Below are 26,355 nucleotides of genomic sequence, written 5' to 3'. Positions count from 1 at the left end.
TTCCCAAGTTGATTGTATGATAGAAGTGAAAGTATACCAATTGATAGATGGGAGGATTTGAATGAAAAAGATTTTGCTTGTTATGCTTCTGTTGACGTTATTCGTTCCTACTACCGTTGGCGCGTTGGGTCAAGACGAAGAAGCACAGCTGGATCGCGTGTTAGGGGTATACCCTGATGTGACGAAGGAACAGCTCTTGTCCGAAATTGATTACGCTTCCCGTGTTACAAATCAGCCACGCAACGTCATCATCCAACAGTTGTACAAGGAGCTCAGCTCCAAAAGGCTGTCTCCGCAAATGAGCATCGCCTCAGGGGACAAAGGTCAAGGAGCTTATCAGCTTGCCTCTTCCAGCAAAGGCGATGTGTTCTTCGAGACCGCTTCGACGATCGGCATCCCTCATGGCCATGTAGGCATCTACTACACACCAGATTATATCGTCGAGTCTGTCCCTAGCACAGGAGTCCGCAAAGTAAAGCTTATTGATAAGCGAGTAGATAGCGGCTCCAAGATTCTCACCCTCAAGAACGAATATGCAGGCGCAACTGCGCGGTCCCAAGCTGCTGACTGGGCAAATGGCCGCATCGGTGAAAAGTACTCCTACAATTTTGCTACGAACCGTCTTACCTCATGCTCCGGCGACAAGAACTGCTCCAAGTTAGTATGGTGCGCCTTCAAAGAGAAAGCCAACATCGATATTGATAGAGATGGCGGACTCGGTGTATATCCTGTCGATATTCGCGACTCATCCATGTTCACAACAGTAAGAAGCTACTAATTTGTTCGGAACGGAGATGAGAAGCTTGAAGACCTCGTATCATGCTATGTTACGCATCCTTATCTATACTGTCTTCCTAGTCATTTCCTCTCTTCTCATCTCTTGTTCTCAATCATCTCCACAAGACAATAATACCAAGCTGAATAACCCTCCCGTCGCCCTTGTCTACTACTCTACTTCCTTATCTCAGGAAATCATCGGCGGCGGGAACTCTTACTTCTTGTCTATCGGCAAGGACGGGAGCATTCAGACTCGGAACGGAGATGGTTTGGAATGGAATGCTCCTGTCCAGCTTCAGGACTCGAATCGCATTGTCATCCAAGCAAGAGAGAAGGTTCATGTGCAGCAAGGCAACGGAACTGAGGATACATATTCTTCACGTTGTAGAGTAAGTGCAGGGTATAGGCAGATGTCGGGCTACTTAACCTCGAGCAAGTTGTATTACGCTTTGTTCAACAAAGGGATTGACATCCATGACAACTATATATCTACCATCCGCTGGGGAGATGCGCAGCACCATAATTGCGCGGATATTCCAGAGTTTGTTGAGGCGCAGGGCAGCGATGAGAATCATATTTATGTATTGACCTCTGATCATGCCTCTCTGCAAGGCCTAAACCTTGTTGTGATGGAGCTAGAGGGGAGCAAGCTTCAACAAACGAAATATCCTCTATTGGACATCTATACAGGCTCTCTTATCGTGCAATCGAAGATGGTTTCCACACAAAACAATATGTACGTGATCTTCTCAACCCGAGATGAGCACAATCGTATCCATCTTCAGCTTATGGAAATTAATAAGTCCACACATACGGCAACAACCTATTCGCTTCATACATACGGAGAAGAGCCAGACAATGCATATTTCTCGCTTAGCGCCAATAGTATCGGCATCGTGGATAAGATGCTCTATTATGTAGACGGCTACGGTACAATCTTCTCGTTCTCACTGGATACGAAGGCTTCTGTGAAGTCCAACACCCTTGCCAAGTTCCAGCGGTCATCCAATGTAAACGATGCGATGGGCTACGTATATGACACTTTATATTACCTGTTCCGCTATGATGAGTCCGACCAAGTACATAAGATTGAACAATACCAATTGTCGGATGGCAAATTGCTGAAAAAACTCCCTATCCCTAACCTGGCTTCGAAACTCTCCTCCGGCGTCTACTTATATGATTTTCAAATGCTCACCAATCTGTAAATGCCCTCGCGGGCTGCCTTCATCTTCATCCAAGACGAGGCAGCCTTTTTCACTTGAACGAGATCCCCTCCCTCACTCACCCCATTTACCGTAATTTACCTATAGAAATTTACTTAAAATTAAATGTTTAATAGATTGAATGAGCATTACATCATATTTTTCCAACCTATTCAGAAAGGAGGTGATTAGACGTTCAACCGCGTAGAAGCAGACCATAGCATCGCAAAATAGAACAGCAGGGGTGGACTAGCATGGTAACACAGAAGAAGTGGATTTCACGCATCGTCAATATGTCGCTGCGGGTAAAGCTCCCACTGTTAATCAGCACGATGGTAGTAGCTATGTTGATTGGAACGAGTACAATACTGTACTGGTTCAGTTCTGACATTCTCTTGAAGGAAAGCAAAAATAGTTTGACTATGAACGCCAACCGCATCGGCGAAGGATTATGGTCTTCCGTAAAGCTGGAAGAACAGTCCGTATATTTGGCCTCTATACATGGTACATACCGCTCATTGCTGGATCTTCGAGCAGCGTCGTCTATGGATGATGCTCATTTTTTTTCGAAGGACAATTCCTTGTTCAACGAAGCAAATAGGCTGCTGACCCAAAGTTTCCAAGGCAGTACGGGCACGGAATCCTATCAGCTCATTGATAAGAACGGCATCGTCATTGCAAGCTCCACTCCGGAAGCCATCGGGCAAAGCCGCGCAGATCGCGCCTATTTCCAGGCTGCCATGAAGGGAACGCCGACCATAAGTGACGCTTTAACTTCGAAGAGCACCGGAAGCCAAATCGTCGTATTCGCTCAACCGATATCAGCGCCCGACTCGAAGGTAGCCGGTGTCTTTATTTCGACAGTCAACACCTCGTTCTTCGTGGAGCAGTTGAAGCAAATGGCCGGCGATAAAGTAGGCACTATTATTATTACGGATCGCTTAGGCCATACGCTCTTCCATTCACAAGATAAGACTGCGACTGGAAAACAGATCCAGTCCAATAAGCTAAAAGCGATTTTCCAAGCTTCCGGAAACAAGGATATTGTTCGCGGTAATCTTGACGATGCCGATCAATATGTTCTGTATTCGAAGATACCAGGAGCAGACTGGACTGTATTCTCGTTCGACAGTTATGCGAACATTAAGCGCCCACTCGATCATTTATTTATGAACATATCAATTATAACGCTTGGCGCTCTGCTGCTGTCCGTAGCTGCTGGCTTACTAATCTCGCTTTCCATAACCCGACCAATAGGCAGATTAACAGAATCGTTCAAGAAGCTGGCTTCCGGCGATCTCACCGTCGCTGCTACAGGAAGCTATAAGAGTGAATTTAAAGACCTGGCAGACAGCTTCACGGTCATGGTAGAACAAAACAAAAACTTGATTGGCCACATGAACCGCTCCATTGCACAGTTGAATACAAATACAGACGAATTGGACGCTGCTTCCAAACAAACGAATATATCCATTCAGGAAACTTCGATCACCACGATGGAAATCGCGAAAGCGATGGAATCTCAATCATTCGATACGGAACATATTGTTAATCAATTCAGTGATCTCGGTGACAAAATCGCAGTCGTTAACCAATTGTCGTCGGCAGTTAAGGAGCGTACGGACTCTATTATTGACGTCTTCCATACCGGAAATGAAGTTATCAACCAGCTCATCCGGGCTCATGACGACAGCGAGAAAGAGGTCAGCTCCATTGCGACCATAACCACCAAGCTAGAGGCAAGCTCGATCAGCATTGCTTCGATTACGGAAGCGATCGGCAAAATCGCCAAGCAAACGAACCTACTAGCACTAAACGCATCGATTGAAGCCGCTCGTGCCGGCGAGCATGGACGAGGATTCGGTGTCGTTGCTTCCGAAGTCAGACAGCTCGCAGAACTGTGTGCGCAGCAGTCTAGCGACATTGAGGAAATCATTACGAATAATCTAAGCTTGACCAAGGAGGCGAACGATTCCGTACGCAGTCTCCAAAACGTATCCACTCAGCAAGATCAATATGTCGACCAGACAAAACAGGCATTCGAAGTGATCCTGAATAATGTTATGGATATCACCAAACAGATTAAAGACATGGCCCATGAGATCGATATTATGAAACAGAACAAAGATGACGTTATGGAGCTCGCACAGAACTTATCCGCCTCTGGCGAAGAAGTATCGGCTTCCGTTGAGGAGGTTACTTCGACCATTCAAGTACAATCAGCTATGGTGCAGCAATTGTCCTCGATGATTGAGGAAATTGACAGCCTTACCAAGCAGTTGAAGGAAGCTTCTTCGAAATTCAAAACCGAATAGCATGCAAAATGGGGCTCCCAAAAGTCATTTGAAATGGCTTGGGACGCCCCTTTCTTTATTTCTTCATGACTCAAGTGTTCACCGTGCCCATTTACCGTAATTTACCTATATAAAAACACGTAAATATTTCCGTTGAATAGATTAACAGACTTCTGATCATATTTTTCCAAATAGTTGGAAGGAGGCATATACAGAGATGGAAAATCGGATTTACATAGGAGTCATAGGAACATATTTTGTACATCAGGGGTGAGACGAAAATGGTAACACATAAGAAGTGGGGCATTCGCATCGGGAATATGTCACTGCAAGTAAAACTTCCGTTGTTAATCAGCACCTTGGCGGTATGCATGTTGATTGGAACGAGTTCTATTTTGTACTGGTACGGGTCCGACATGCTTTTGAAGGAAAGCAAGAACAACATGATTTTGAATGCCAACCGCATCGGTGAAGGGTTATGGTCGTCCGTGCAGCTGGAGGAGCAGTCCATTTATTTGGCGTCTATTAATCAGACATACCTTTCCTTGCTGCAGCTTCGGGCGGAGCATTCCTTAAAGGATGACGATTTTTTCTCTGAACGCAATCCGCTTTTCACGAAGGCAAATAAGCTGATGGCTGATAGTCTCAAAACGAGCTCGGGCAGTCTCATCGATAAGAACGGCATCATCATTGCGAGTTCGAACCGAGACAACATTGGAAGCAGCCGCACGGATCGAGCCTATTTCCAAGCGGCAATGAAAGGACAATCGTTCATCAGCGAGTCGATTGTATCCAAAAGTACCGGCAGTCAGGTGGTTGTGTTCGCTCAGCCTATCCTGGGAGATGGCTCGAATGTTGAAGGTGTGTTTATTATGACCGTGAACACCTCGTTTTTTGTAGACCAACTGAAGCATGCGGACGAAAATGGGCAAGGAAGCACCATAATCTTGGATCGCGAAGGCCGAACCATCTTCCACTCAAGCAATAACTCCGCAATTGGGCAGATGGTAGAATCCGATAAGTTTAATTCAGTCGTTCAGACTCCGGTTAAGGGGCAAATTTCCCGAGGTGGTATTGAGGATCCGGAATACTTTATCCGTTATTCCAAAATTCCGAAAGCAGATTGGACAATTGTGGTGCAAGACAGCTATAAGAATATTAAGAAACCTCTTAATGATCTATTCGCCAAAATATCGATCATTACACTTGTTGCCCTATTGATATCCTTGACGGTGGGTATCCTCATCTCACGTACGATTACGCGGCCAATCGCAAGACTAACCGACTTGTTCAAGACATTGGCGTCCGGCGACCTTACCGTTGCCGCAACAGGCAACTACAAGAGTGAATTCAAAGACTTGGCGGACAGCTTCACCGTCATGGTCGAACAAAATAAGAGCTTGATTTCCCAAATGAATCACTCCATCGAGCACTTGAACACAAGCACAAATGAATTGGATACCGCCTCCAAGCAGACGACGATATCCATTCAGGAAACATCGATTACGACCATGGAAATCGCCAAAGCGATAGAGTCCCAAGCGCTTGATACCGAGCAAATCGTAAATAAGTTCGGTGATCTTGGGGATAAAATTGCAGTTGTCAATCAATTGTCATCCGCTGTGAAGGATCGGACGGATTCCATTATTGAAGTCTTCCATAGCGGAAATGAAGTCGTGAATCAGCTTATTCATACTCATGGTGACAGTGAACAGGAAGTTGCTTCAATCGCAGCCATCACGACCAAGCTGGAGGAAAGCTCCTTGCGCATTGCCTCCATTACGGAAACCATCGGCAAGATTGCAAAGCAAACGAACTTGCTCGCCCTTAACGCATCGATAGAAGCAGCACGGGCTGGGGAGCACGGCAAAGGATTCGCCGTTGTTGCTTCCGAAGTAAGACAATTGGCGGAGCTATGTGCAAAGCAATCAAGCGAGATCGAGGAAATCATCACAGACAACCTAAGCTTGGCGCAGGAGGCAAATGGATCAGTAAGAAGCCTTCAACATGTGTCTGCCAAGCAAAATCAATACGTAGATGATACAAAGCTGGCGTTTGAAGCCATTTTGAACAACGTTGTTGACATTACAGAACAAATCAAGGGCATGGCCTACGAAATGGACAACATGAAGCGAGGCAAAGAGGACGTTATGGAGCTGGCTCAGAACTTGTCCGCTTCTGGCGAAGAAGTGTCTGCTTCCGTTGAGCAGGTAACCTCTACGATTCAAGTACAATCGGCTATGGTGCAGCAATTGTCCTCGATGATTGAAGAGATCGACTCATTGACTAAGCAGTTAAGAGAGGCTTCCTCGAAATTCAAAACCGAATAGAAAGAAAAATAGACCGTTTCCTTGCTGGGAACGGTCTATTTGTGTAAATATTTTCGTGTCGTGCGGAACGATTTTCCTATTTTATTGTAATTCTATTGTCATACTGTCTTCCAGCACGAACGGTTTATTTCCATGTTTCAGCCGAACCGGCTCACCCACAGCTAACGTATATGTCGCAGCGTCCTTGGTTACCGTTACTTCAACGATACTGCCATGATACTGCACTCGGAACGCGTAGCTGCTCCAAGCTGCTGGAATGGTCGGACAGAAGGTTAGTTCGTGCTCGTCATGGCGCATGCCCGCAAAGCCGTTCACGATTGTCAGCCAGCTGCCGGCCATGGAGGCGGAATGAATGCCATCCTTGACATTGCCATGGAAATCGTCCAAATCCATCCGCGCCGATTGCATGAAATAGTCGTACGCTTTCTCGATCTCGCCAAGCTCTGCCGCGACAATGGCATAAATGCAGGCCGACAGGGAAGAATCATGCGTCGTCAGCGGCTCGTAGTACCAATAATTGGCTAGCTTCTCTTCTTTCGTAAAACGATGTCCCTGCAAATAAAAGGCAAGCACCAAATCCGCCTGCTTGAGCACCTGGTATTTATAGATAACCATCGGATGGTAGTGTAACAGAAGCGGATATTTATCCTTGGGTGTTCCCTCAAAATCCCATACGGCCTTGTCCAAGAAGCTATCGTCTTGTCCGATCAAGCCTTTTGCACGGTGAACATACATTTGCTCAGCCATTCTTGACCATTCATCCAATTCTTGATCACTTACCTGATGACACAAGATGAGCCGGTTCCATGCATTTATGTCGTTCTTCATTCGCCGCAGCGAATGTACTGTAAATTCGAGCTGATCTTTCACCATCACATTCGTGTACGTATTATTGTTGACCATGGCCGTATACTCGTCAGGCCCCGTCACCCCATTCAGGCAAAACCCTTTCCCTTCGATCCAATCGCCCGCATCGGCAAAAAATCGGCACGTCTCGATTAAAATATCCAAGCCTTCCTCCAGCAGGTAGGCGTCATCATTCGTCGCCTCAACATACTTTTTCACAGCATAAGCGATATCCGCGTTAATGTGCAGTTGGGCCGAGCCTGCTGGATAATAGGGAGACGTCTCTTCTCCGTCGATCGTCCGCCACGCATACAATGCCCCTGCATAGCCCAGCTCCGCCGCGCGCGCCTTTGCCTTAGGCAGAATTCGGTGGCGATACTTCAGCAATTGGCGGGCAATAGAGGGGTTTGTATATAAGAAGAAGGGAAGAACATACGTCTCCGTATCCCAGAAATAGTGGCCCTCATAGCCTTCTCCCGTAATGCCCTTCGCCCCCATATTCGTTTCGCCGTCCCTGCCGACCGATTGAAATAAATGATAAGCATTGAACCGAAGCCCCTGCTGCAGTGCCGGATCGCCTTCTACGGAAATATCTGCAGTACTCCAGAACTCGGCGAGAATGTCCGCCTGCTGCGACTGATACCATTCATAGGCTTTCGTTTTGGCAGAGGTTAGCAGGGCAATCGAACGGAACCATAAGTCGGCTTGCGTCTCCTCCTTACAGCTATGATAGGATATAAATTTATCAAACATGACGGCTTCTCCTTGAACAGCCTCCACCGTGAATGTCATCTCCATTCGTTGATCCTGCATAACCGTTGTGGCTGTGTACGCTGTATTCAAGTCATGCTCCATACCCGACACCAGCGTAAATCCGGTATTTTTCGTGCGATGCAGCATGCCGCCATACGTTCCGTTCTCCTTCAACTCCTTCGTCAACAGCACTTGTCCTGCAAAGCCTGAGCCTGTCCGAGGATCGCCCATCGTCACTTGATTGGTCACTTCCCCGTTCATGGTGGAGACGATTCGCAGTGGCCCCGAGAAATTGAGCGGTGTAACCCGATAACGAATCAAGGCAAGATGCTTCTCAGCAAAAGACGCAAAGCGCTCGATATGCAGGTCAAGCAGCTTACCTTGTCCAGTCTTCCAGCGCAAGCTGCGTGTCATGGTGCCTTGGCGCATGTGCAATTGGCGACGATACTCTTGTACCGTTGACTTCCATACATCGAACCTTTCTCCGTCCACCCACAGCTCAATGCCCTTACTGTCGGTAACGTTCAACATCGTTTGCCTGTTTTTAGCGTAACCGAAGGCTTCCTCCCCATATTGAATCGGAGTAGATTCGTAGAATCCGTTCAAATAAGTTCCGTTCAGCGACAAGCCTTCCGAACCGCTAAAGCCCTCCTCGAAGCTGCCGCGCATGCCGATGTAGCCATTCGCGACGGCGAACACCGTTTCACTGCGCTGATTATTCACTAGGGCTGGCGTTTCTTCTGTTATTGTCCAGGGCTCATTCGGATAAATGATGCTTCCTTGTTTCATGTCAAGTTCCCCCTTCGCCTATCCGTTGCTAAAAGCAAAGAAGCCGATTGAGGATCGGCTCCTTATTGATTTGCTGCTTCCGCTTTGCCTACCGATTGCAGGAAAGAGAGCGTCAGTGCCTCCGTCGTCGGCAGTACGACATCCGCCCCCGAGGCCTTCAGCAGGTTCTCGTTGCCGATGCCGACCGCTGCCATATGGGCAGATTTAATCGCGGCAATGCCAGCCTGCGCATCTTCGATTCCGATACAATGGTCTGTTGGCACGCCTACGGCTTCAGCACCGCGCAGGAATATATCAGGCGCCGGCTTGCCTTGTGCAACTTCGTCCGGATTGACAATATAATCGAACAACGAGGTCAACTCTAAGGATTGCAAAATTTGCGGCGCATTTTTGCTTGCCGAAGCAACGACCGCATGCACACCGTTATCCTGCAGCTCCAGCAGCAATTCGCGAATTCCTGGAAACACATCCTGCGGCTTTACCTGCTTGAGCAGCTCCACATATTGCTTGTTTTTCTTCGTCGCAAGCCCGATTTTGTCCGCATCCGTAAAGTTATGCTCGCATCCTCCATGGCGCAATATGCGCTCAAGCGATTCCATACGGCTTACGCCCTTGAGCTGCTCGTTGAACTCGCGGTCGATGATAATATTCAATTCGGTCGCCAACTGCTTCCAAGCCATATAGTGATATTCCGCAGTATCTGTAATGACGCCATCCAGATCAAATAAGACGGCTCTCACCTTCATCCGATTCTCCCCCTCGCATGTATGCAGCTCGTGATTGTCCTTGCGTTCCATCGTTCCATTTTCCATTGCTCATTGCCTGTTTCACATTTCACATTTCACATTTCACATCTTCAAGCAAACGGATATGCCTTTATATGTGCAAATGAATGTGCTTCTCGCTGCTCTCTACGGTTTGTCCATTCCATAAGAATGCGAAGCTCCATGCGTCGGGATTGTCAATCTCAACATGCAGCTTGGAAACGGCGGACATCGTCAACGATATATCGAACAACGCCTCCCCGATTCGAACCTGCCGCAGCCGCATTCGCTTCCCTGCCCAAGCGGTCGGAATGACTGGTTCCAGCCGAACATGGCTGTGATAAGCTTCCGGCTTTATGCCGAAGAAATGGCGGATGACGGGAACAGCCAGCGCATAAGTCGTCCACGCTTGAACCACGCAGCCATAATCAGGCGACATTTCGCTCATCGAGCCCGGCAGCGCCATGGAGTAGGAGCGCAGCATCCGGTTCAACAAATCCAAGGCCGCATCAGCATTGCCATAGGTAGCCTCAGCTACAGCATGCGCTCCCGTCGAGATCGTCATCATGCCCTGCTTATACAGAGCAGCCAGATAAGTTCCATACTCGCCGATGAACTCCTCGTTCCGCATACTTGCCAGCGCTCGCTGCGCGCGATCAGCCTGAGCAATTCCCGCTTCCATCGGCGTTACGATCACCCAGTTCTTGTTGAGCAGCCAGCCTCGCTCTTGCTCCTCTTCAGACTGGCCGGCGAGCAAATCCTCGATATACTCGCGATAGTCAGCAATCCCATGCTTCTCAGCCAGTGCTGCCATAACGCTAACCTTGGGAGCGATATCTTTCTTCGCCGCCACTGCGTCCGCATACAGCGATTCCTCTTCGCACCAATACAGCGCTTCAACAGCTTCACGGATGCGTTCATACAGCATGTTGTACCGCTCGTGGTTCTCGCGTTCTTCCAGCACTGCGCTCATGTGCATCAAAGCTTCCACAGCCTTCACGGTGTACACCGCCGAATCGATCAGCTCCATATTCAAGCCGGCAATTTCAATAATTCCATAACCGGAAGGCAGCAGGTCTCCATCTGGATCCATCTCTTCAAGCAGCCACTGTAAGCCGTGCACACAATCGGGATAGTATTCGCGCAGCAGCTCCACATCGCCAATCCAGCAAAACATTTCCCAGACAAAAGCGATGAAATGCGCGGTTTCCTGCGTATTGCCCGGATTGGCGACGACGCCCATCGTCGTAATCTCATGCACAATGCGGCCATTGCCGTTCACTTCCTTCGACTTCTCCCGCAGCAGCCCCATCGTGTCCCGCACGAGCTGCTGATCACCGATCGCCAGTACGCCCTGCAGCGCATACGTATTGTCGCAGCCGAACCACCACGGATAGTGCGGAGACCCGGCGGTCAATCCTCTGCCGATCCCGTCCACGGTTTGAACAAGCCACTGGTTATTCCACTTCACCCACGCAAACACTTCATTGATTGTGCTCTCCCCTTCGATCTCCAGCTCGGCGCGCTGTGCAATTTGTTCATACAGAGCCTGCTTCTCCTTCAGCAAATGAGAATGAGAAGTCGTTAGTGTCCGATACGTTTGCTCGCATTCCTCACGGGACATATAAGAACCGGCGATTACAACGTGAAAAGACAATCGTTCGCCGGCAGCCAAAGTGACATCAGTGGCAAACTTGATACCCGTTCCATTACCGCTCGTGAATTCGGGTCCGAATAAATGCCGGCCTGTTTCCACCCGCTCCCCAGAAAGATCGGTACCGACCAGCACATACCATTCATGGTCACAATCCTTTGCCAACACCGTGCGAGGCGTCAAGATCTGGGCCGTATCCTCCTCTCCGTCCTGTATGCCGATTTCCTCCGAGAACCACACGGGACGAAGATCCGTCCGTGCGAGCAGTTCCAAGCTCAAGTGCGTATCGCAATCCGCATCATTATGGATTTCATAATGAACGACGAATCCTTTTTCCAGCTCCGGCGCGAACTGTGTTCGCGTGATTTCTACCGGTATATGTCCCAAGCCATGGTCGTATTTGAATCGGCTTCCCCATGGCAAATTTTCAAAAGAATCTGATTTCGACCATACGGAAATATGCCGCTCGGTATCCGTGACTTTTAGCCAGAAGCCGTCCAGCAACTTAACCGGGTGCAGCCATACTCCGCCCATTTCATTCGCAACATGATGCCCAAAATCAGGGAAATAACCGTCCTGCGTACCGTTTACTTTAACGTACTCCCCCGCATTCAAGTACACGTTGAAGGGGTGTCTGCTCATCTTGCTTACCATAGTGCCCTCTCCCTTATCGATGTGATTCCACTTGATTCCTTTCCCAGCTCATTCTTTCGAAGCCTCTCCGGTACTTGCCGCCTATTCCCCACTCTTACCCCTTCATGGCAGACGATAAGGATATCCCTTCGATAAAGTATTTTTGTGCCGCAAAAAATACGATGAGCGCAGGGAGCATAATGAGAATGGTGGCCGCCATCAGCATGTTCCATTCGACATTGTATAGACCTTTAAACATCGACAATCCTAACGCAAGCGTATATTTATCCGTCGTATTTAAATAAATCAGCGGACCCTGGAAATCATTCCACACGCCCATGAATGTAAAAATCGCCACGGCAATGAGCGGAGGCTTGCTCAGCGGCAGCATGACCTTCGTGAAAATCGTCCATCGGGTCGCCCCGTCCACGAACGCAGCCTCATCCAAATCCTTCGGTATTCCACGCATAAATTGCCGGATCAAGAAAATATTAAAGGCCCCGCCCCCAAAAAAGGACGGAATGATCAGCGGCAGGAACGTATCGACCCATCCGATCTCTTTGAACATAATGAACATCGGTATCATCGTCACCTGGCCAGGCAGCATCATTGTCGCCAGCAGTACGAGAAATAGAATGCGCTTGCCTCTGAACTTGAATCTCGCAAAGCCATATGCACACAGTGCGGCAGAGAATACGGTACCGATTAAGACCGGAATCAAGATGATCAGTGTATTCGCCAAAAACGTGAAGAACGGTATTGCGGTTACTGCTTTTGCATAGTTATCCCATTTCCAGATATTTGGAAAGAATTGATCACCAAATACTTCACCGGGCGATTTCAACGAGGTCGAAATCGTCCATAATAACGGCACCAAAATAATAAGCGAGCCTGCCGTTAATAGAACAAGTGATAGAACATTAGCCAGCTTCCTCGTGTTGATCGCACTTGTACTCATTGATGGACACCTCTCAATCTCTGTCGTCATCGCCGTTGTAATACACCCACATGGAGGAACTGCGAATGACAAGCAGCGTTAAAATCAAGATAATGGCGAACAAAATCCAGGATAGCGCCGATGCATATCCCATTTCGTAGGTCAAAAATGCTTTATTATACAAATACAAGTTATAGAACAGAGTGGAATTCAACGGTCCGCCGTTGGTCATGACGAACGCTTGCGTGAAATATTGGAAACCACCGATGATCCCCATAATGAGATTGAAGAAAATGGTAGGAGAAATCATTGGAACGGTTACGTTTATGAAACGGCGCAGCATGCCGGCTCCATCCAACTGCGCGGCTTCATACAACTCTTCAGGTACGCCTTGCAGTCCTGACAGGTAAATAATGATCGTATTGCCTATGCCCCATATTCCCATCACGATTAACGCACCGAGTGCGTAAGACGGATCTTGCAGCCAAGCAGGGCCCTGGATTCCGAACCAAGCGAGCGCTTTGTTCAGAATGCCGTATTCCGGATTCAATATCATGATCCACATCATCGATACGGCCACCGCCGGAATGACGGAGGGCATGAAGAAGATTAAGCGAAAGAATTTCATGCCGCGGCTGCGCATATTGAGCAGCATGGCCGCAAACAGCGCAATCATTTGGTACAGAGGAACGGATACGAGTGCAAAGATGAAGGTGACCTTCAATGACTGGTAGAACAGCTCATCCTGAAAGATTTGAATAAAATTCTCAAAGCCTACAAACTGAATCGAATCAATTCCCGTAATAATGTCCCATTTGCTGAAAGAAAGCACGAACGAGAAAATCATCGGCCCGATCGTGAACAACAGCAGGCCCAGAAACCATGGAAGGATAAACCAATACCCGGTTTTTTCCGAACGAAATTTGCCCATAGGAACCTCCTTGAAGAATGGAGGGTGGAGCAGAGCGAGTCGGCTCCACCATACCCCAATTTACTTGATCTTGCTGTCAATCGCTTTTGCGGCTTCATCCAAGGCATCCTTGATGGAGGATCGATCCAGCAAAATTTTCTCTAACGCTTTGCCGAACTCCTCAACGAAGATCGGCCCATTGCCGGATATGAGTGTAACCGGCTTTTTCGCATACTGCATCATTTCAATAACCGGTTTGTCTGCAATTTCCTTGCTTTTTACTTCCTCTAGTTCCTTGACGGTTGCTGGAAGCACGAATCCATTTTCCGAACGCAATTTTTGGGCCTCCGTGCCAGAAAGCCATTTCATGAATTCATAAGCTTCCTTCTTATGCTTCCCGTTCGCGTTCATCGCCCAGCCCGCTGCCGCAATGATACCGGCGCGGTTGCCGCCTTCCCCCTTCGGAATAAGCGCCGTTCCATAATTCACATCCGATTTGTCCAAATCCGACTTCACCCAGCGGCCTGTTACCATCATCGCCAGCTTGTTCGTCATGAACATCGAGCTGTCTCCGCCCAGCGTTTCTGCATCTTGAGGTGTCGGCGACACTTTGTTAGCCCCTTTGGACATGGCGATGTATTTTTCAAGCACAGCAATCGTCTTATCGCTGTTCATGTAGCCTTCGGCTTTTGTCCCGTCCTCATTGCTGATGTCTGCGCCATTGGACCACAGATAGGTGTATATTGGATATTCCCACTTCGTTGCGTTAAAGCCGAATTTTACGTATTTGCCGTTTCCGTCCTTCGCGGTCAGCTTCTGTGCTGTGGCCATCAGGTCATTCCATGTCCAGTTCTCATTTGGATATTCCATCTTCGCTTCATCGAACATCGCTTTGTTGTACCATAAGGACAGCGGGTTGAAATCTTTGGGCAAATAATACAGCTTGTCGTGAATACGGCCCATATTCAGCAGATCCTGCTGGAATAAGCCTGTATCAAAGGATTTATCCTCTGCCAGATAACTATCCAACGGCTCAATTACGCCCTTATCAACATATTTGTAGAAGTCTCCCTCACCGATCAGGAATACGTCCGGCGCATTACCCGCTGCCAGAGAAGTCGTCAGCTTCGTGCCGTACCCATCACCGGGGACGGGTTCGAACTTCACCTTAATATTGTCGTGCGTTTTGTTGAATTCCTCAGCCAGCTTCACCTCGGACTGACCGCTGTTCACGTCTCCCCATGCCGTAAACTTCAGCTCGACGACTTCCTTGGATCCGTCTCCCTTGGCCGAGCCATCTGTCTTTCCACTGCCACAAGCAGACAAAATCAGCGGAACCATCATCGTCACAACCAATAGACAAGCCCATTTTTTCATTTCATAACCCTCCCTTTAGATGTGCACTGTGTTCATGCATGGATCAACTTCATTATCAGCAGCCTCGCAAGGCTATGATTCGTTAATTCGAGAAAAATAGAAATAATACCTTATATGGAGCCTGCCCCAATATCGGCAATATCGGAATGTAGAGATAGATTTAGCTCACGCGTGATAAGAACTTCCCTCCCACAAATCGTCAGGGCAATCTCCTCAGCTCCGGAAGACTTGATTCGAACCGCATCTCGTGTGATTTGGATCAATAGCCTACTGCCATGCCAATAGATAGGGAATTCCAGCCTGCTCCACGCTTTCGGCAGACTAGGATTCAGGTGGAGCTTGCCGTCCAGCATCCGCAATCCGGCAAAACCCATTACAACACACTTCCAGATTCCTCCGATCGAGGCCGAATGAATGCCTGCATCTGAAGAAATCATATTCGGCCCTAAATCAATCTCCGTTGCCTTCCTGAACAGGCTGTATGCCAACTCCTCGTCGCCGAAATCTCCTGCCAAAATGCTATGCGTGGATAGCGACAGTGAAGAGTCATGAAGTGTCTTCGGCTCGTAATACTCATAATTGGCCTTCTTCACTTCCGGAGAAAACTTATTTTCCAGCAAGAAGAACAGCATCATAATATCAGCCTGCTTCGATACCTGGAGCTGGTTGATTTGATCCAAGCTGTAATCCAGGAATATGCTGCCAACCTTTTCCTGCCGCTTATATTTGCTCAAGTCGATCAGCGATTTGCTCAAATAGGTATCATCCTGTGGCACGATTTGCTCCGCATTCGGCTGTGGCAGATAAATGTTATCGATTTTGCTGATCCAATTGGCATAGGCGGCCTGCAATCCCAGCTTGTCGTCAAGCTGCTGCAGTAATCTTGGCTGCTTCGCTTGAAGCACATCATAATACTGAATGGCGAGCTCCATATTGAAATGAGCCATGTAATTGGTAAACGCATTATTGTTTACATGCTCCTTGTACTCGTCAGGCCCAATGACTTCGTTAATGTGGTAGCGCCCTTTGTTGTCGTCCCATTCCAGGCGGCTCGCCCAAAATACGGCCGTGTCGAAAATCATCTCGTATCCGAAGCGATCCATAAAATCCTGGTCGCCTGTCGCCTGATAATAATGCCAGACGGCGTAGGTAATGTCGGAAGTAATATGCTGTTCGATGAATCCTGACCATATCTTCGTCTGCAAGCCGGTCACGACATCGACATCCCCCCATACCGGCGTAACCTCGCCATCGGATGGCCAAGCTTGCTCCCATGGATACATGGCGCCTTCGAAGCCGTTCTCCTTCGCTTTGCGGCGGGCTCCCTCCAAGCCGAGATAACGATATTCAAGCAAAGAACGAGCAATCTCTGGACTACTGTATATGTAGAACGGAAGGATGAAAATCTCTGTATCCCAGAATGAATGACCCTTATACCCTTCACCGCTGAGACCTTTGGCGCCGATCCCCATACGGTGATCATGAGCTGGAGTCATCGCGACGAGATGATAAATGGCAAACCTCAGTGCCAGCACATCGAACGATTGATCGGAATCAATGCGGATATCGTATTTCGCCCATACCTCTGCCCATTCCCGTTTATGCTGCTCGAACAAAGCATCGTATCCTTGAGCGTCCGCGAGCTTTATTCGATCGAGAGCAAACGCTTTCATTAAGTCCAGTTCATAATTCGCTTCGAACTCACTATCCCGGCTCGTATAGATCGTGCTCAGTTTCTCCAGCGTTAGCGTTGATCCCGCAGGAATATCTATCTCATAGCTCAGCGCTGCCTTGCGGCGATGAATGTCCATCTTAGGAACCAGATCCAATGCCTCTCCATTTAACTTGAAGCGATGACTGGCATGGAGGACGAAATCAATCTGAGATTGCGTCGTCGTCTGCAATAATTGAATGTATTGCTTATCGAAAATCCGCTTCTCTCCCTCATGAAAATGCTGGCTTCCCGTATTGGTAAGCTGCGCATTGATGCCTGAAGTCACTTGCAAACGCACCGCTTCGTTCAGCGGTGTAACTTCCACCTTCATGCCGATCAGGTGCAGCTGATCGAGCGATACGAAACGGTGGAATGCAAATCGCATCCTCTTGCCTACGTCATTCTCCCATATGAAGGTTCGCACGAGCTCTGCATGACGAAGATTGAGTGTGCGCGAGTAGTCCTCCACCTTTCCAGATTCTAAGGAAAATCTGCGGCCGTCAATGCACATATCAAGCCGCGTCACATCCGCCGCGTTAGGCAGCTCGGAAACTTCCCGTTCATCGAACTTGTTGAAGGTTCCGTTGACGAACAAGTTGCGCGTCTCCCCCAAATAAGGCTCCTCGGTAACAGCTCGAAGCCCCATGTACCCATTCCCCAGTGACATGATGGATTCGCATTTGCCGAGACGGAGCGGATCGAATTTTTCCTCCGTGAAAGCCCAGTTCTCGCCTACATCCGGTATAATTGCGTTGTAATTAAGCATGGCAGATTCCCAGCCTTTCGTTTTACCGAAATCGTTTTCGAAACAGAGATAAAAAAATCGAAAACGATTTCGAAATGATTAAAAATAAAAAAACTTGCCAGAAAACGTTTTCAGGGTCATTGTATCACCTTGATCGTTTCTCTGTCAATAATGCGGAATGGAGTATTAATGTGGGTTCCCGGACAATTATTCTCCAAAATATCGATAAGTTGTTCGAACGCTTGATAGGAAATACTATGGAAATTTTGTCTCACTGTCGACAATTGGGGCGTCATATAGCTGGAAAGGACAATATCATCAAACCCTATGACGGATACGTCATCCGGAATGCGTACACCAAGCTCGCGGCAACGTCTCATAAAGCCAATCGCCATCAAATCGCTGGCAGCAAACACAGCCGTAACATGCGGTTGCTCCTGCAGCAATCGTTCCGTCACCTCATATGCGATCTCCTCGGAAAAGTCGGCGTTGATGACCAGATTCGGATCGACTTCTATCCCATTCTCCGCAAGCGCTTGTTGATAGCCTTCGAGCCGCTGCTTGCTGACTACAGCAAATTCATGACCGTTCAGCATCGCAATCGATCTATGCCCACGTTCAATTAAATACTCGATGGCGGTCTTGGCAGCCAGTACATTATCCGTCGATACAGATCCCGTATGAGGGCCTGTCAGCATCGTATCGATAACGACGCATGGGAAGTCACTTTTAATAATTTCCTGGAAATATGGATCGGTCGTTTTTAACCCGGCGATAATAGCGCCAGAAATTTTATGCTCCTTGCAAAACTGCCAATACGACTTGTCCTGCTGCTCCGATAAGCTGCTCGTATATATCACGATTTCATATTTGTTCGTGGTAGCAGCCTCGAACGCACCGCTCATAATCTGCACCAGCAACCCGTCTCTCCCATCGGTACGATCGAAGTTGGAGATAATGAGCGCGATCGACTTCGCGACCTTTTGCTTTAAATTTTTGGCGAGCATATTGGGCGAATACTTCAACTCTTCTGCAACCCGCAGCACCTTTTTCCGCGTTTGTTCGCTTACGTCCGTATATCCGTTTAATGCCTTGGATACGACGGTTACGGACACGTTCGCACGCTTTGCCACATCTTTAATAGATACCATCATTCATCACCTATGCCTCTTGTGCGTCATTAATCATTCCCGCTACTTGCAAAACATGCGGACACAAGTTACTGGATGCCTATCCTATCTTGATCCGCATTGTATCATGTTATCATAGGTTACTTCTTTTATCTATAATTCGGATCTGCAATAACTCATTTTACTCGATTTGGTTATCTCGCGATGCGGATTGGAGCTTGTACTTTTGTCCCATTTTATAGAAAAACCCTTCACAAACTCTCCCAAATCTCCGATAAACATCATAATATCTCCCAACGATAATTACATTTATCATGCCAATGGAACACATTCGGCAAGTTTTAGATTCAAAAAAAAGTTGATGTGGTATATTTTCCATTATAGGAGCCAGAATGAGCCAGAAACATTTATCAAAGTAGAGAGGGTGAGTGGCTATTGCCCCGTCTAATTCTGATGATCAGCAAAAAAAAGATTTGAAAGATAAAATCGAGCGAATTCGCCAGCAATTGCTTAAAGTGGCAACAGAGAGAAAAAGCCTTACCGACGAGAAGGTAATTGTCTTAAGCCAAGAGCTGGATCATCATCTATTAAAGTTCCAGCAGGAAACAAGGAAATGAACGATTTCAGGTAGAACCTTTCGAAACAGTTGGGTGTACGAAACTTGCGATTACGCGATGATTGTCTTGCACACGCAAAAAGCAGACCACGGATTGCTTGGTCTGCTCCTTGCCGGGGATAGATTCGAAACGGGAGGTCTCGTCTCTATAGTGGCCAATAAATACGATGGAATTGCCGTGATTCACGAACCTCCACAGCCTGAAGCGTATTGTCAATTAAGAATACGTGCTATTGCTTATTCAAACCATTCAAAAACATCTTCGTATAGATCGAAGCAACCTCGACATCGGAAACTGCGCCTTCCGGATTGAACCAAGTGTAACACCAGTTACAGGCACCAAGGATACCGAATGTCATCATATCCGCCGGGATATCATTGCGGAATTCTCCATTCTCCATTCCCTGCTCGATGACGGATTGTAAATTGAACCGGAACTGATCCCGCTTCCCCTTGATTACATTCAGATCCTCGCCCGATATATGAATAAGCTCGCGAAAAAATATCCGTGCGCTGGCACCCTTTTCCGCGATTTCCCGAATCATCATGTTGATTACGCCAGCCAGCTTTTCCTGACATGATCTATCCGGGCGTTCAAAAATGGTTTGCTGTTCTGCTAGTAAATAGTCAATATATTGCAGATGAATATGCGTTAACAGCTGTTCTTTGCTCGTAAAATAATAATAAAAGGTGCCCTTTGTCACGCCGAGCGTGTCGACAATATCTTGAATCGAGGTTTCGCTGAACCCTTTCGATTCGAACAGCGCAATACTGTGTCTGATGATTTTATCCTTCATGGACAGCTCCAAGCGTGATTCTCCCCTCATGTCGAATAATATGTTTCTATGTTAGCTTGAACAATAGAGACATGTAAAGGGAACAAGTGGATATTTTGCATTTCAAATTCGTTGATACGATTCTTCTATCTGGAGCTCGATTTTTCCCCGGCTTTCTTCCATGCCTCGTCCTGCAATTTGCGCCACAAAATTTTGCCGCTGCCAGTAACCGGAAGCGAAGCGACAAATTCGATAATTCGAGGGTATTTATAAGCTGCCATGTGCTCCTGCGCCCAGCTTATCATATCGCCTTCCGACACGTTGCCGCGCTCCCCTTCACGCAGGACGATATAAGCCTTGATTTCCTCTCCCTTACGCTCATCCGGAATGCCAATGACGCATACTTCTTGGATCGCCGGATGCCGATATAGAATCGATTCTACTTCCGTTGGCCATACTTTGAATCCCGAAGCGTTAATCATTCGCTTCATTCGATCGACGATGAAGAAGTATCCATCTTCGTCGTACCGCCCAATGTCTCCCGTGCGGAAGAATAATTTGCCCTCCACCTTTACAAAAGCGGCCCGCGTAGCCTCTGAATCATTCCAGTAGCCTTGAAATAACTGCGGTCCGTCTATAATAATTTCTCCTTCTTCCCCCGGCCCTTTTATTTCAAGTGTCATCGGGTCAATGACCCGCGAGTCTACGCCAAAGGCTGGAATGCCAAGACATTGCAGCTTCGGACGGTCAAGCGGATTGCAGTGCGTCTGCGCCATCGTTTCGGATAAGCCATACCCTTCTACGAATCGCAGTCCCGTAACCTGGTAGAGCTTCTCGCCCACGACCTCCGGCAGCCCAGTTCCGCCACCGTTAATCAGCATAAGCGAGCTCAAATCATACTGAGATAGTTCAGGGTTGGCTAAAAAGTCAATAATCATCGTGCTGATTCCTGTCCAATACGTACATTTGTGGCGTTCCATTAACAGAGCAGCCGTGCTGCGATCCCAACGCGTCATGATGACCATGGCTGCACCGACAAAAATGGGAGCGTGCATGCCATGAATCATGCCGATGACATGGAAGAAGGGAAGTGTCGCCAATCCCCGTGCCTCCGGTGTCAATCCCCCCCAGTAGGCAGATGAAATCACGTTCGCTTGTACAGATTTATGAGTGTGCATACACCCCTTTGGCTTGCCGGTCGTGCCCGATGTATACGGGAGAACTGCCAGATCACTTCCCTTCGTCGTCGGGAAGGAACCCCGATGAACAGTCGCTACTTTCATGGCCTCCGTCCAGGACACAGCTTGGGGGGATATTGATTCAAGACGTGATGCCCGGACGATGTCAGGCACTTCTTCACCCACATTGCTGCAGTAATCCGAATAGGTAGCAACAATGATGCGTTCGAGGCGACGAACTGATAATAACGGTTCGATACGCGGATACAGCTCTTGGCTCACAAAGCCAACTCTTGCATTGCTGTCTTCAATAAGGTAGGAAAGCTCTTCGGTGAGATTCATAGGATTGATAGGTACAACGATAGCGCCGGATCGCATAATCGCGTAATAGGAGATAATATACTGAGGACTATTCTGCATATATAACAGCACGCGATCGCCTTGCTCTACGCCGAGATGGAGCAAATAAGCAGCCATCAAATTGACTTCTTTCCATAAGGTTCGATAGGAAATAAAGTTGTTATAATAAATGATTGCCGTCTTATCCGGATAACGGCGAGCAGAAACCTCCAAGTTGTCAGTAAGCGTCGTGTCCGGAACTGAAATGGAAACAGGCAATCGTGCGGGCCAATACGCATAATGGGATTGCGTCATCAAAAATCGCCTCCTCATTGCTAACCATTTTGTCATTCAGAACGAATAAAAACCGACAAGTGCTACAGACCGTTGAATGAAGGCTGTCTCTTCTCGACGAACGCCCGAACACCTTCCTGGTGATCCTCGGTCGTGACCATCATGGCTTGCGTAACTCTCTCCCGTTCTAATATGTCATCCAACGAGGAAGTCAACGACTGGTCCGCGATTTTCTTAAGCATCCCATACGCCTTAATGGGACCCTTCGCCAAGCGGGAGGCGTATTCCAGCGCACCGGATTCCAATTGCTCCAAAGGATACAGCTTATTTACGATACCCAAGCGGTGGGCATATTCCGCATCGATCGGCTCGGCATTGAATAGCAGTTCCTTAGCTCGATGTATGCCAATGAGGCGCGGCAAGAAGAACAATCCCCCTCCATCGGAGATGAGACCGACTTGGGCAAAGCTCATCGCAAATTTGGCGTCATTGGCTGCAACAATCAAATCGCAAGCTAATGCGAGATTGAAGCCTGCCCCTGCCGCGAATCCATGCACGACCGCTATCACAGGCTTCTCGATTTCTTTAATGGAATGAACCAGTTCATTCATCATTCCAATATGATCATAGACGTTATTCGGCTTTGCGCCGCTCATTGTCGTCACGTCTCCGCCTGCACTGAAGGCGCGTCCTGCCCCCGACAAGCAGATGACTCGAATGTCTGTATTTCTCTGCGCCTCCTCCAGCGCATCGATAATCCCCCGAATCATCGAAGGACTGAACGCATTCAGCTTCTCTGGACGATTCAGCTTCAACGACAGAACATGCCCTATCTTTTGTACAAGTAAATGCTCATTGCCCATATCTCAAAGAACCTCCCTATTGTGATGAACCGCAACTCTATCTTGCGCAATAATCGTAATCTAGTTTACAGCTTGCCACGTTCTGCTTGCTGCCAAGCGTGTGCAATCAGCGTCTGTACGGTATCGTTGAAACGGCCGAAGCGCTCATCGCTCGTCTGCCCTTTTTTCCAACGGTAGTAAATTTGCTGACAGATGACCGCCAGCTTGAAGTAAGCGAAGGTCAAGTAGTAATGGGCCTCCGATACATCTCGCCCGCTTTTTGACGCATATGCCTCTAGGAATTCGGCACGCGACATGAAGCCCGAGCGAACCGTAAGCGGAACATGCCCCAAGCCGTGCAGCAGCTCCGACGGATCATTCGGTTCGAACCAGTAGCTGAGCGCTGCTCCAACATCCGCCATTGGATCGCCCACCGTAGCCATCTCCCAGTCAAATACGCCGACGATCTCTGTAAGATTGTCGCCTGCGAACATGATATTGTTCAGCTTATAATCGTAATGGATGACGGTCGGTGTCTGCGAATTCGGCAAGAAATCAGCCAGCCATTTTTTGAGTTTCTCTTCTCCTGGGATCTCATCCGTCTTGGCTCGCTCATAACGTTCTATCCAGCCATGCACTTGCCGACGCATAAAGCCGTCTGGCTGGCTAATCGCCCTTAGATTCGTTTCCCGATAAGGAACTTCATGCAGCCTGGCCAATGTCGAGACCATCGTCTCGGAAATATCCCTGCCCAGTTGAGGCGTATATTCCACATCCGAAGGAAAGCTTCGATCCAACACGATTCCGTTCCGACGCTCCATCACGAAGAAAGGACTGCCAATGATTGAGGTGTCGCCGCAGTACAAATACGGACGAGGGGCAAGCGAAAAAAATGGATGCAGTCTTGAGAGAATCGTATATTCGCGCTGCATATCGTGTGCTTTAGGAGCGACTGGCCCCAGTGGAGGACGGCGCACTACTGCCTGCCAATCCCCGCTCCTTATCGCGTATGTTAAATTGGAATGTCCCGCCCCGAACTGCTCCACTTCCAATGGGGCTTCCGGAATATCGAGATGCTCACGTAAATGCTCTTCTAGCGCAGCAACATTCAACTCCTCGCCCTTGCGAACGGGAATCGTATCCTGCTGTAATGTCTCTTGCCTGGACGTCATGGTAATTAGACCTCCTTATTGTTTCAAAATAGCTTTACTGGATAAAAAAGACGAGACACTTGCCATGGATCACGATTCAGGGACAGTTACATGGCTGTCATGCCGCCATCCACAGTCAGCACCGCACCGGTGATGTAATCGGAAGCCTCGGATGCCAAAAATACGACGCTCCCCTTCAGATCGCGATCAGATCCGAGCCGTCTCAACGGGGTGAGGCTTACTATTTGTTCGCCTCCGTGTTGAAGAACATCACGGGTCATCTTGGTTGGAAAAAATCCCGGAGCAATCGCATTGACATGAATGTTGTGCTTGCCCCATTTGACCGCAAGATCCTTCGTGAATGCAATGACCGCGCCCTTGCTCGCGCTGTACCCAATGGCATCAAGCCATGCCGGATCCGACCCGCCCAGACCTGCCACAGAAGCGATGTTAATGATTTTGCCGCCGCGCTGCTCAATCATGATCTTCCCTGCCGCCTGCGACATCAAGAACGTACCTGTCGCATTGATGTCCATTACCTTATTCCAAGCTTCGAGCGGCATATCAACAGCTGGCGCGCCCCAAGAGGCTCCGCTGTTGTTCACTAAAATGTCGAGACGACCGAACTTTTCTGCCGTCTGTTCCACCACACGCCGCACGTCCTCCGGATTTCTAACGTCACAAGCCATCCCATGACATGAGGAGCCTGTATCCTGTTGGATTCGGGCCGCCGTCTCCAAACATGCGTCAACCCTGCGCGAACATAGAACGAGATTCGCACCCGCTTCAGCCAAGCCATGAGCAATCTGCTCGCCGAGCCCTCGCCCGCCGCCAGTTACAATCGCCGTTTTACCCGATAAGTCAAATAATTGCTTGACGTTCACCTTCCATCCCCCATTCATGAAAAGGCTAAAGTCTCGTTTGTACCTTCAAATCTGTTCTAATCTTTTCTACCCTTTTCACATCGTAATCGCTTTCATCTCTTCGTACTTGCGAAGCTCCATTTTGGCGATGGCGGCCTTGTGCACTTCATCCGGCCCGTCCGCTAAGCGCAGCGTTCTTGCATTGGCCCAATGCGAGGCAAGCGGGAAGTCTTCGCAAACGCCTGCGGCCCCTAGCGCCTGAATGGCCCGGTCAATCACCTGCAGCGCCATATTGGGAGCGACCGCTTTAATCATGGCAATTTCCGCTTTTGCCGTTTTATTTCCGACTGTGTCCATCATGTAAGCCGCCTTCAGCGTCAGCAGGCGCGCCTGCTCGATTTCAATACGCGAGGAGGCAATCCAATCCTGCACGACGCCCTGACGGTCTAGCGTCTTGCCGAATGCCGTACGCTGTCGTACGCGCTTGCACAGTACTTCGAGCGCGCGTTCTGCCGCACCGATCAGGCGCATGCAATGATGAATGCGTCCTGGACCAAGCCTTCCCTGCGCAATGGCAAATCCCTTGCCCGGTTCCCACAGCATGGAATCGAGCGGTATACGTACGCGATCATACTCAATTTCCGCATGTCCGTGCGGCGCGTGATCGTAGCCGAACACGGGCAGCATGCGCTTGACCCTCACACCAGGTGCATCCATCGGCACGAGAATCATAGACTGCTGCTCATAAGCCGGCGCGTTCGGATTCGTCTTCCCCATCACGATCGCCACCTTGCAGCGCGGATCTCCGGCACCGGAAGACCACCATTTGCGTCCGGTCACGACATATTCGCCGCCTTGCCGTTCGATGGTCGCTTCAATGTTCGTTGCATCCGAGGACGCGACATCCGGTTCCGTCATCGAAAAGCACGAACGGATATTCCCTTCAAGCAGAGGAACAAGCCATTTCTCCTTCTGCTCCCGCGTTCCATACCGCACAAGCACCTCCATGTTGCCCGTATCCGGCGCCGAACAATTGAATACCTCTGGGCCAATAAGGGAACGTCCCATAATTTCGCACAGGGGTGCATATTCTAGGTTGCTGAGGCCTGCACCGTATTCGCTGTCCGGCAGGAACAGATTCCAGAGACCAGCCTGCTTAGCCTGCTCCTTCATCTGCTCCATGATCGGAGGGATCTCCCATCTGCTTCCGGCCTGACCAAGCTGTTCCTCGTACGTTCGTTCTTGCGGATACACCACTTCATTCATGAATTCCAGCAACGTTTTCCGCAAAGATTCAACCTTCTTGGAATAATCGAAATTCATTGGCATAGCCTCCCTTCACTCAACATACTGACCGGTTAGTATGTTAACGTCATACTTACTATAGATCCATTTTCCAAATTATTCAAGACGATTTTGGTGTTGAGAATCTTCTGTT

General features: G+C 48.6%; 19 protein-coding genes. 5 read left to right on the top strand and 14 right to left on the bottom strand.

Annotated features, from left to right (window positions below; translation table 11 throughout):
* The first annotated feature begins 61 nt into the window (after positions 1-61).
* The 4 genes from PBN151_RS03890 to PBN151_RS03875 all read left to right on the top strand — a co-directional run bounded on the left by PBN151_RS03890 (position 62) and on the right by PBN151_RS03875 (position 6,606).
* A complete protein-coding gene (locus tag PBN151_RS03890; RefSeq protein ID WP_072727796.1) occupies positions 62-778 on the top strand; it encodes a YiiX/YebB-like N1pC/P60 family cysteine hydrolase in 717 nt (238 codons plus the stop codon).
* A 46-nt stretch (positions 779-824) separates the two neighbouring features.
* Positions 825-1,985: a hypothetical protein gene (locus PBN151_RS03885; protein ID WP_227774378.1), complete on the top strand. Its 1,161-nt coding sequence runs from the start codon at positions 825-827 to the stop codon at positions 1,983-1,985.
* Positions 1,986-2,236: 251 nt separating this feature from the next.
* On the top strand, positions 2,237-4,297 hold the full coding sequence (locus PBN151_RS03880) for a methyl-accepting chemotaxis protein (protein ID WP_083544895.1): 2,061 nt from the start codon (positions 2,237-2,239) through the stop codon (positions 4,295-4,297).
* A gap of 260 nt (positions 4,298-4,557) precedes the next feature.
* Entirely contained in the window at positions 4,558-6,606 is a 2,049-nt protein-coding gene (locus tag PBN151_RS03875; protein ID WP_083544892.1) for a methyl-accepting chemotaxis protein, read from the top strand.
* Between the two features lie 81 nt (positions 6,607-6,687).
* Here the strand turns inward: PBN151_RS03875 and PBN151_RS03870 are convergent, their stop codons facing one another.
* From PBN151_RS03870 to PBN151_RS03835, 8 genes are all read right to left on the bottom strand, one after another.
* Complete coding sequence (locus PBN151_RS03870) at positions 6,688-8,994, bottom strand: glycoside hydrolase family 65 protein (protein WP_072727795.1); 2,307 nt, start codon at positions 8,992-8,994, stop codon at positions 6,688-6,690.
* A gap of 62 nt (positions 8,995-9,056) precedes the next feature.
* The gene (gene pgmB / locus PBN151_RS03865) at positions 9,057-9,740 is read right to left on the bottom strand and encodes a beta-phosphoglucomutase (RefSeq protein WP_072728468.1); all 684 of its coding nucleotides are present in this window, start codon (positions 9,738-9,740) and stop codon (positions 9,057-9,059) included.
* Between the two features lie 130 nt (positions 9,741-9,870).
* Positions 9,871-12,066, bottom strand: coding sequence for an alpha-L-rhamnosidase-related protein (locus tag PBN151_RS03860; RefSeq protein ID WP_072727794.1), 2,196 nt, complete (start codon positions 12,064-12,066; stop codon positions 9,871-9,873).
* Positions 12,067-12,160: 94 nt separating this feature from the next.
* The gene (locus tag PBN151_RS03855) at positions 12,161-13,003 is read right to left on the bottom strand and encodes a carbohydrate ABC transporter permease (RefSeq protein WP_072727793.1); all 843 of its coding nucleotides are present in this window, start codon (positions 13,001-13,003) and stop codon (positions 12,161-12,163) included.
* A 13-nt stretch (positions 13,004-13,016) separates the two neighbouring features.
* Complete coding sequence (locus PBN151_RS03850) at positions 13,017-13,913, bottom strand: carbohydrate ABC transporter permease (RefSeq protein WP_065293701.1); 897 nt, start codon at positions 13,911-13,913, stop codon at positions 13,017-13,019.
* Between the two features lie 60 nt (positions 13,914-13,973).
* Positions 13,974-15,269: an ABC transporter substrate-binding protein gene (locus tag PBN151_RS03845; protein ID WP_072727792.1), complete on the bottom strand. Its 1,296-nt coding sequence runs from the start codon at positions 15,267-15,269 to the stop codon at positions 13,974-13,976.
* A gap of 110 nt (positions 15,270-15,379) precedes the next feature.
* Entirely contained in the window at positions 15,380-17,749 is a 2,370-nt protein-coding gene (locus PBN151_RS03840) for a glycoside hydrolase family 65 protein (RefSeq protein WP_072727791.1), read from the bottom strand.
* 116 nt (positions 17,750-17,865) lie between these two features.
* Positions 17,866-18,882, bottom strand: a complete 1,017-nt coding sequence (locus PBN151_RS03835) for a LacI family DNA-binding transcriptional regulator (protein ID WP_227774376.1) — start codon at positions 18,880-18,882, stop codon at positions 17,866-17,868.
* A gap of 404 nt (positions 18,883-19,286) precedes the next feature.
* On the opposite strand from PBN151_RS03835, the gene PBN151_RS03830 reads away from it, so the two are divergent.
* A complete protein-coding gene (locus tag PBN151_RS03830; RefSeq protein ID WP_065293698.1) occupies positions 19,287-19,475 on the top strand; it encodes an aspartyl-phosphate phosphatase Spo0E family protein in 189 nt (62 codons plus the stop codon).
* A 229-nt stretch (positions 19,476-19,704) separates the two neighbouring features.
* Here the strand turns inward: PBN151_RS03830 and PBN151_RS03825 are convergent, their stop codons facing one another.
* The 6 genes from PBN151_RS03825 to PBN151_RS03800 form a co-directional block, all read right to left on the bottom strand.
* On the bottom strand, positions 19,705-20,271 hold the full coding sequence (locus PBN151_RS03825) for a TetR/AcrR family transcriptional regulator (RefSeq protein WP_028533210.1): 567 nt from the start codon (positions 20,269-20,271) through the stop codon (positions 19,705-19,707).
* Positions 20,272-20,396: 125 nt separating this feature from the next.
* Positions 20,397-22,082: a long-chain fatty acid--CoA ligase gene (locus PBN151_RS03820; RefSeq protein ID WP_072727790.1), complete on the bottom strand. Its 1,686-nt coding sequence runs from the start codon at positions 22,080-22,082 to the stop codon at positions 20,397-20,399.
* Between the two features lie 62 nt (positions 22,083-22,144).
* On the bottom strand, positions 22,145-22,924 hold the full coding sequence (locus tag PBN151_RS03815) for an enoyl-CoA hydratase/isomerase family protein (protein WP_028533211.1): 780 nt from the start codon (positions 22,922-22,924) through the stop codon (positions 22,145-22,147).
* Positions 22,925-22,989: 65 nt separating this feature from the next.
* The gene (locus tag PBN151_RS03810; RefSeq protein WP_072727789.1) at positions 22,990-24,075 is read right to left on the bottom strand and encodes a phosphotransferase family protein; all 1,086 of its coding nucleotides are present in this window, start codon (positions 24,073-24,075) and stop codon (positions 22,990-22,992) included.
* 86 nt (positions 24,076-24,161) lie between these two features.
* Positions 24,162-24,938 (bottom strand): SDR family oxidoreductase, encoded by a 777-nt coding sequence (locus tag PBN151_RS03805; RefSeq protein ID WP_072727788.1) that lies wholly within the window; start codon positions 24,936-24,938, stop codon positions 24,162-24,164.
* A gap of 75 nt (positions 24,939-25,013) precedes the next feature.
* Positions 25,014-26,240 (bottom strand): acyl-CoA dehydrogenase family protein, encoded by a 1,227-nt coding sequence (locus tag PBN151_RS03800; protein ID WP_072727787.1) that lies wholly within the window; start codon positions 26,238-26,240, stop codon positions 25,014-25,016.
* Positions 26,241-26,355: the final 115 nt, after the last annotated feature.

Source organism: Paenibacillus sp. NAIST15-1 (genome assembly GCF_001894745.1).
Classification (GTDB): domain Bacteria; phylum Bacillota; class Bacilli; order Paenibacillales; family Paenibacillaceae; genus Paenibacillus_B; species Paenibacillus_B suaedae.
Note: the sequence above shows the minus strand (reverse complement) of the source record. Positions and strands in the feature narration are given on the sequence as shown.

Coding starts and splice junctions, on each gene's coding strand:
- PBN151_RS03890 (WP_072727796.1), top strand. CDS start 62: ATGAAAAAGATTTTGCTTGTTATGCTTCTGTTGACGTTATTCGTTCCT.
- PBN151_RS03885 (WP_227774378.1), top strand. CDS start 825: ATGTTACGCATCCTTATCTATACTGTCTTCCTAGTCATTTCCTCTCTT.
- PBN151_RS03880 (WP_083544895.1), top strand. CDS start 2,237: ATGGTAACACAGAAGAAGTGGATTTCACGCATCGTCAATATGTCGCTG.
- PBN151_RS03875 (WP_083544892.1), top strand. CDS start 4,558: ATGGTAACACATAAGAAGTGGGGCATTCGCATCGGGAATATGTCACTG.
- PBN151_RS03870 (WP_072727795.1), bottom strand. CDS start 8,994: ATGAAACAAGGAAGCATCATTTATCCGAATGAGCCCTGGACAATAACA.
- pgmB (WP_072728468.1), bottom strand. CDS start 9,740: ATGAAGGTGAGAGCCGTCTTATTTGATCTGGATGGCGTCATTACAGAT.
- PBN151_RS03860 (WP_072727794.1), bottom strand. CDS start 12,066: ATGGTAAGCAAGATGAGCAGACACCCCTTCAACGTGTACTTGAATGCG.
- PBN151_RS03855 (WP_072727793.1), bottom strand. CDS start 13,003: ATGAGTACAAGTGCGATCAACACGAGGAAGCTGGCTAATGTTCTATCA.
- PBN151_RS03850 (WP_065293701.1), bottom strand. CDS start 13,913: ATGGGCAAATTTCGTTCGGAAAAAACCGGGTATTGGTTTATCCTTCCA.
- PBN151_RS03845 (WP_072727792.1), bottom strand. CDS start 15,269: ATGAAAAAATGGGCTTGTCTATTGGTTGTGACGATGATGGTTCCGCTG.
- PBN151_RS03840 (WP_072727791.1), bottom strand. CDS start 17,749: ATGCTTAATTACAACGCAATTATACCGGATGTAGGCGAGAACTGGGCT.
- PBN151_RS03835 (WP_227774376.1), bottom strand. CDS start 18,882: ATGATGGTATCTATTAAAGATGTGGCAAAGCGTGCGAACGTGTCCGTA.
- PBN151_RS03825 (WP_028533210.1), bottom strand. CDS start 20,271: ATGAAGGATAAAATCATCAGACACAGTATTGCGCTGTTCGAATCGAAA.
- PBN151_RS03820 (WP_072727790.1), bottom strand. CDS start 22,082: ATGACGCAATCCCATTATGCGTATTGGCCCGCACGATTGCCTGTTTCC.
- PBN151_RS03815 (WP_028533211.1), bottom strand. CDS start 22,924: ATGGGCAATGAGCATTTACTTGTACAAAAGATAGGGCATGTTCTGTCG.
- PBN151_RS03810 (WP_072727789.1), bottom strand. CDS start 24,075: ATGACGTCCAGGCAAGAGACATTACAGCAGGATACGATTCCCGTTCGC.
- PBN151_RS03800 (WP_072727787.1), bottom strand. CDS start 26,240: ATGAATTTCGATTATTCCAAGAAGGTTGAATCTTTGCGGAAAACGTTG.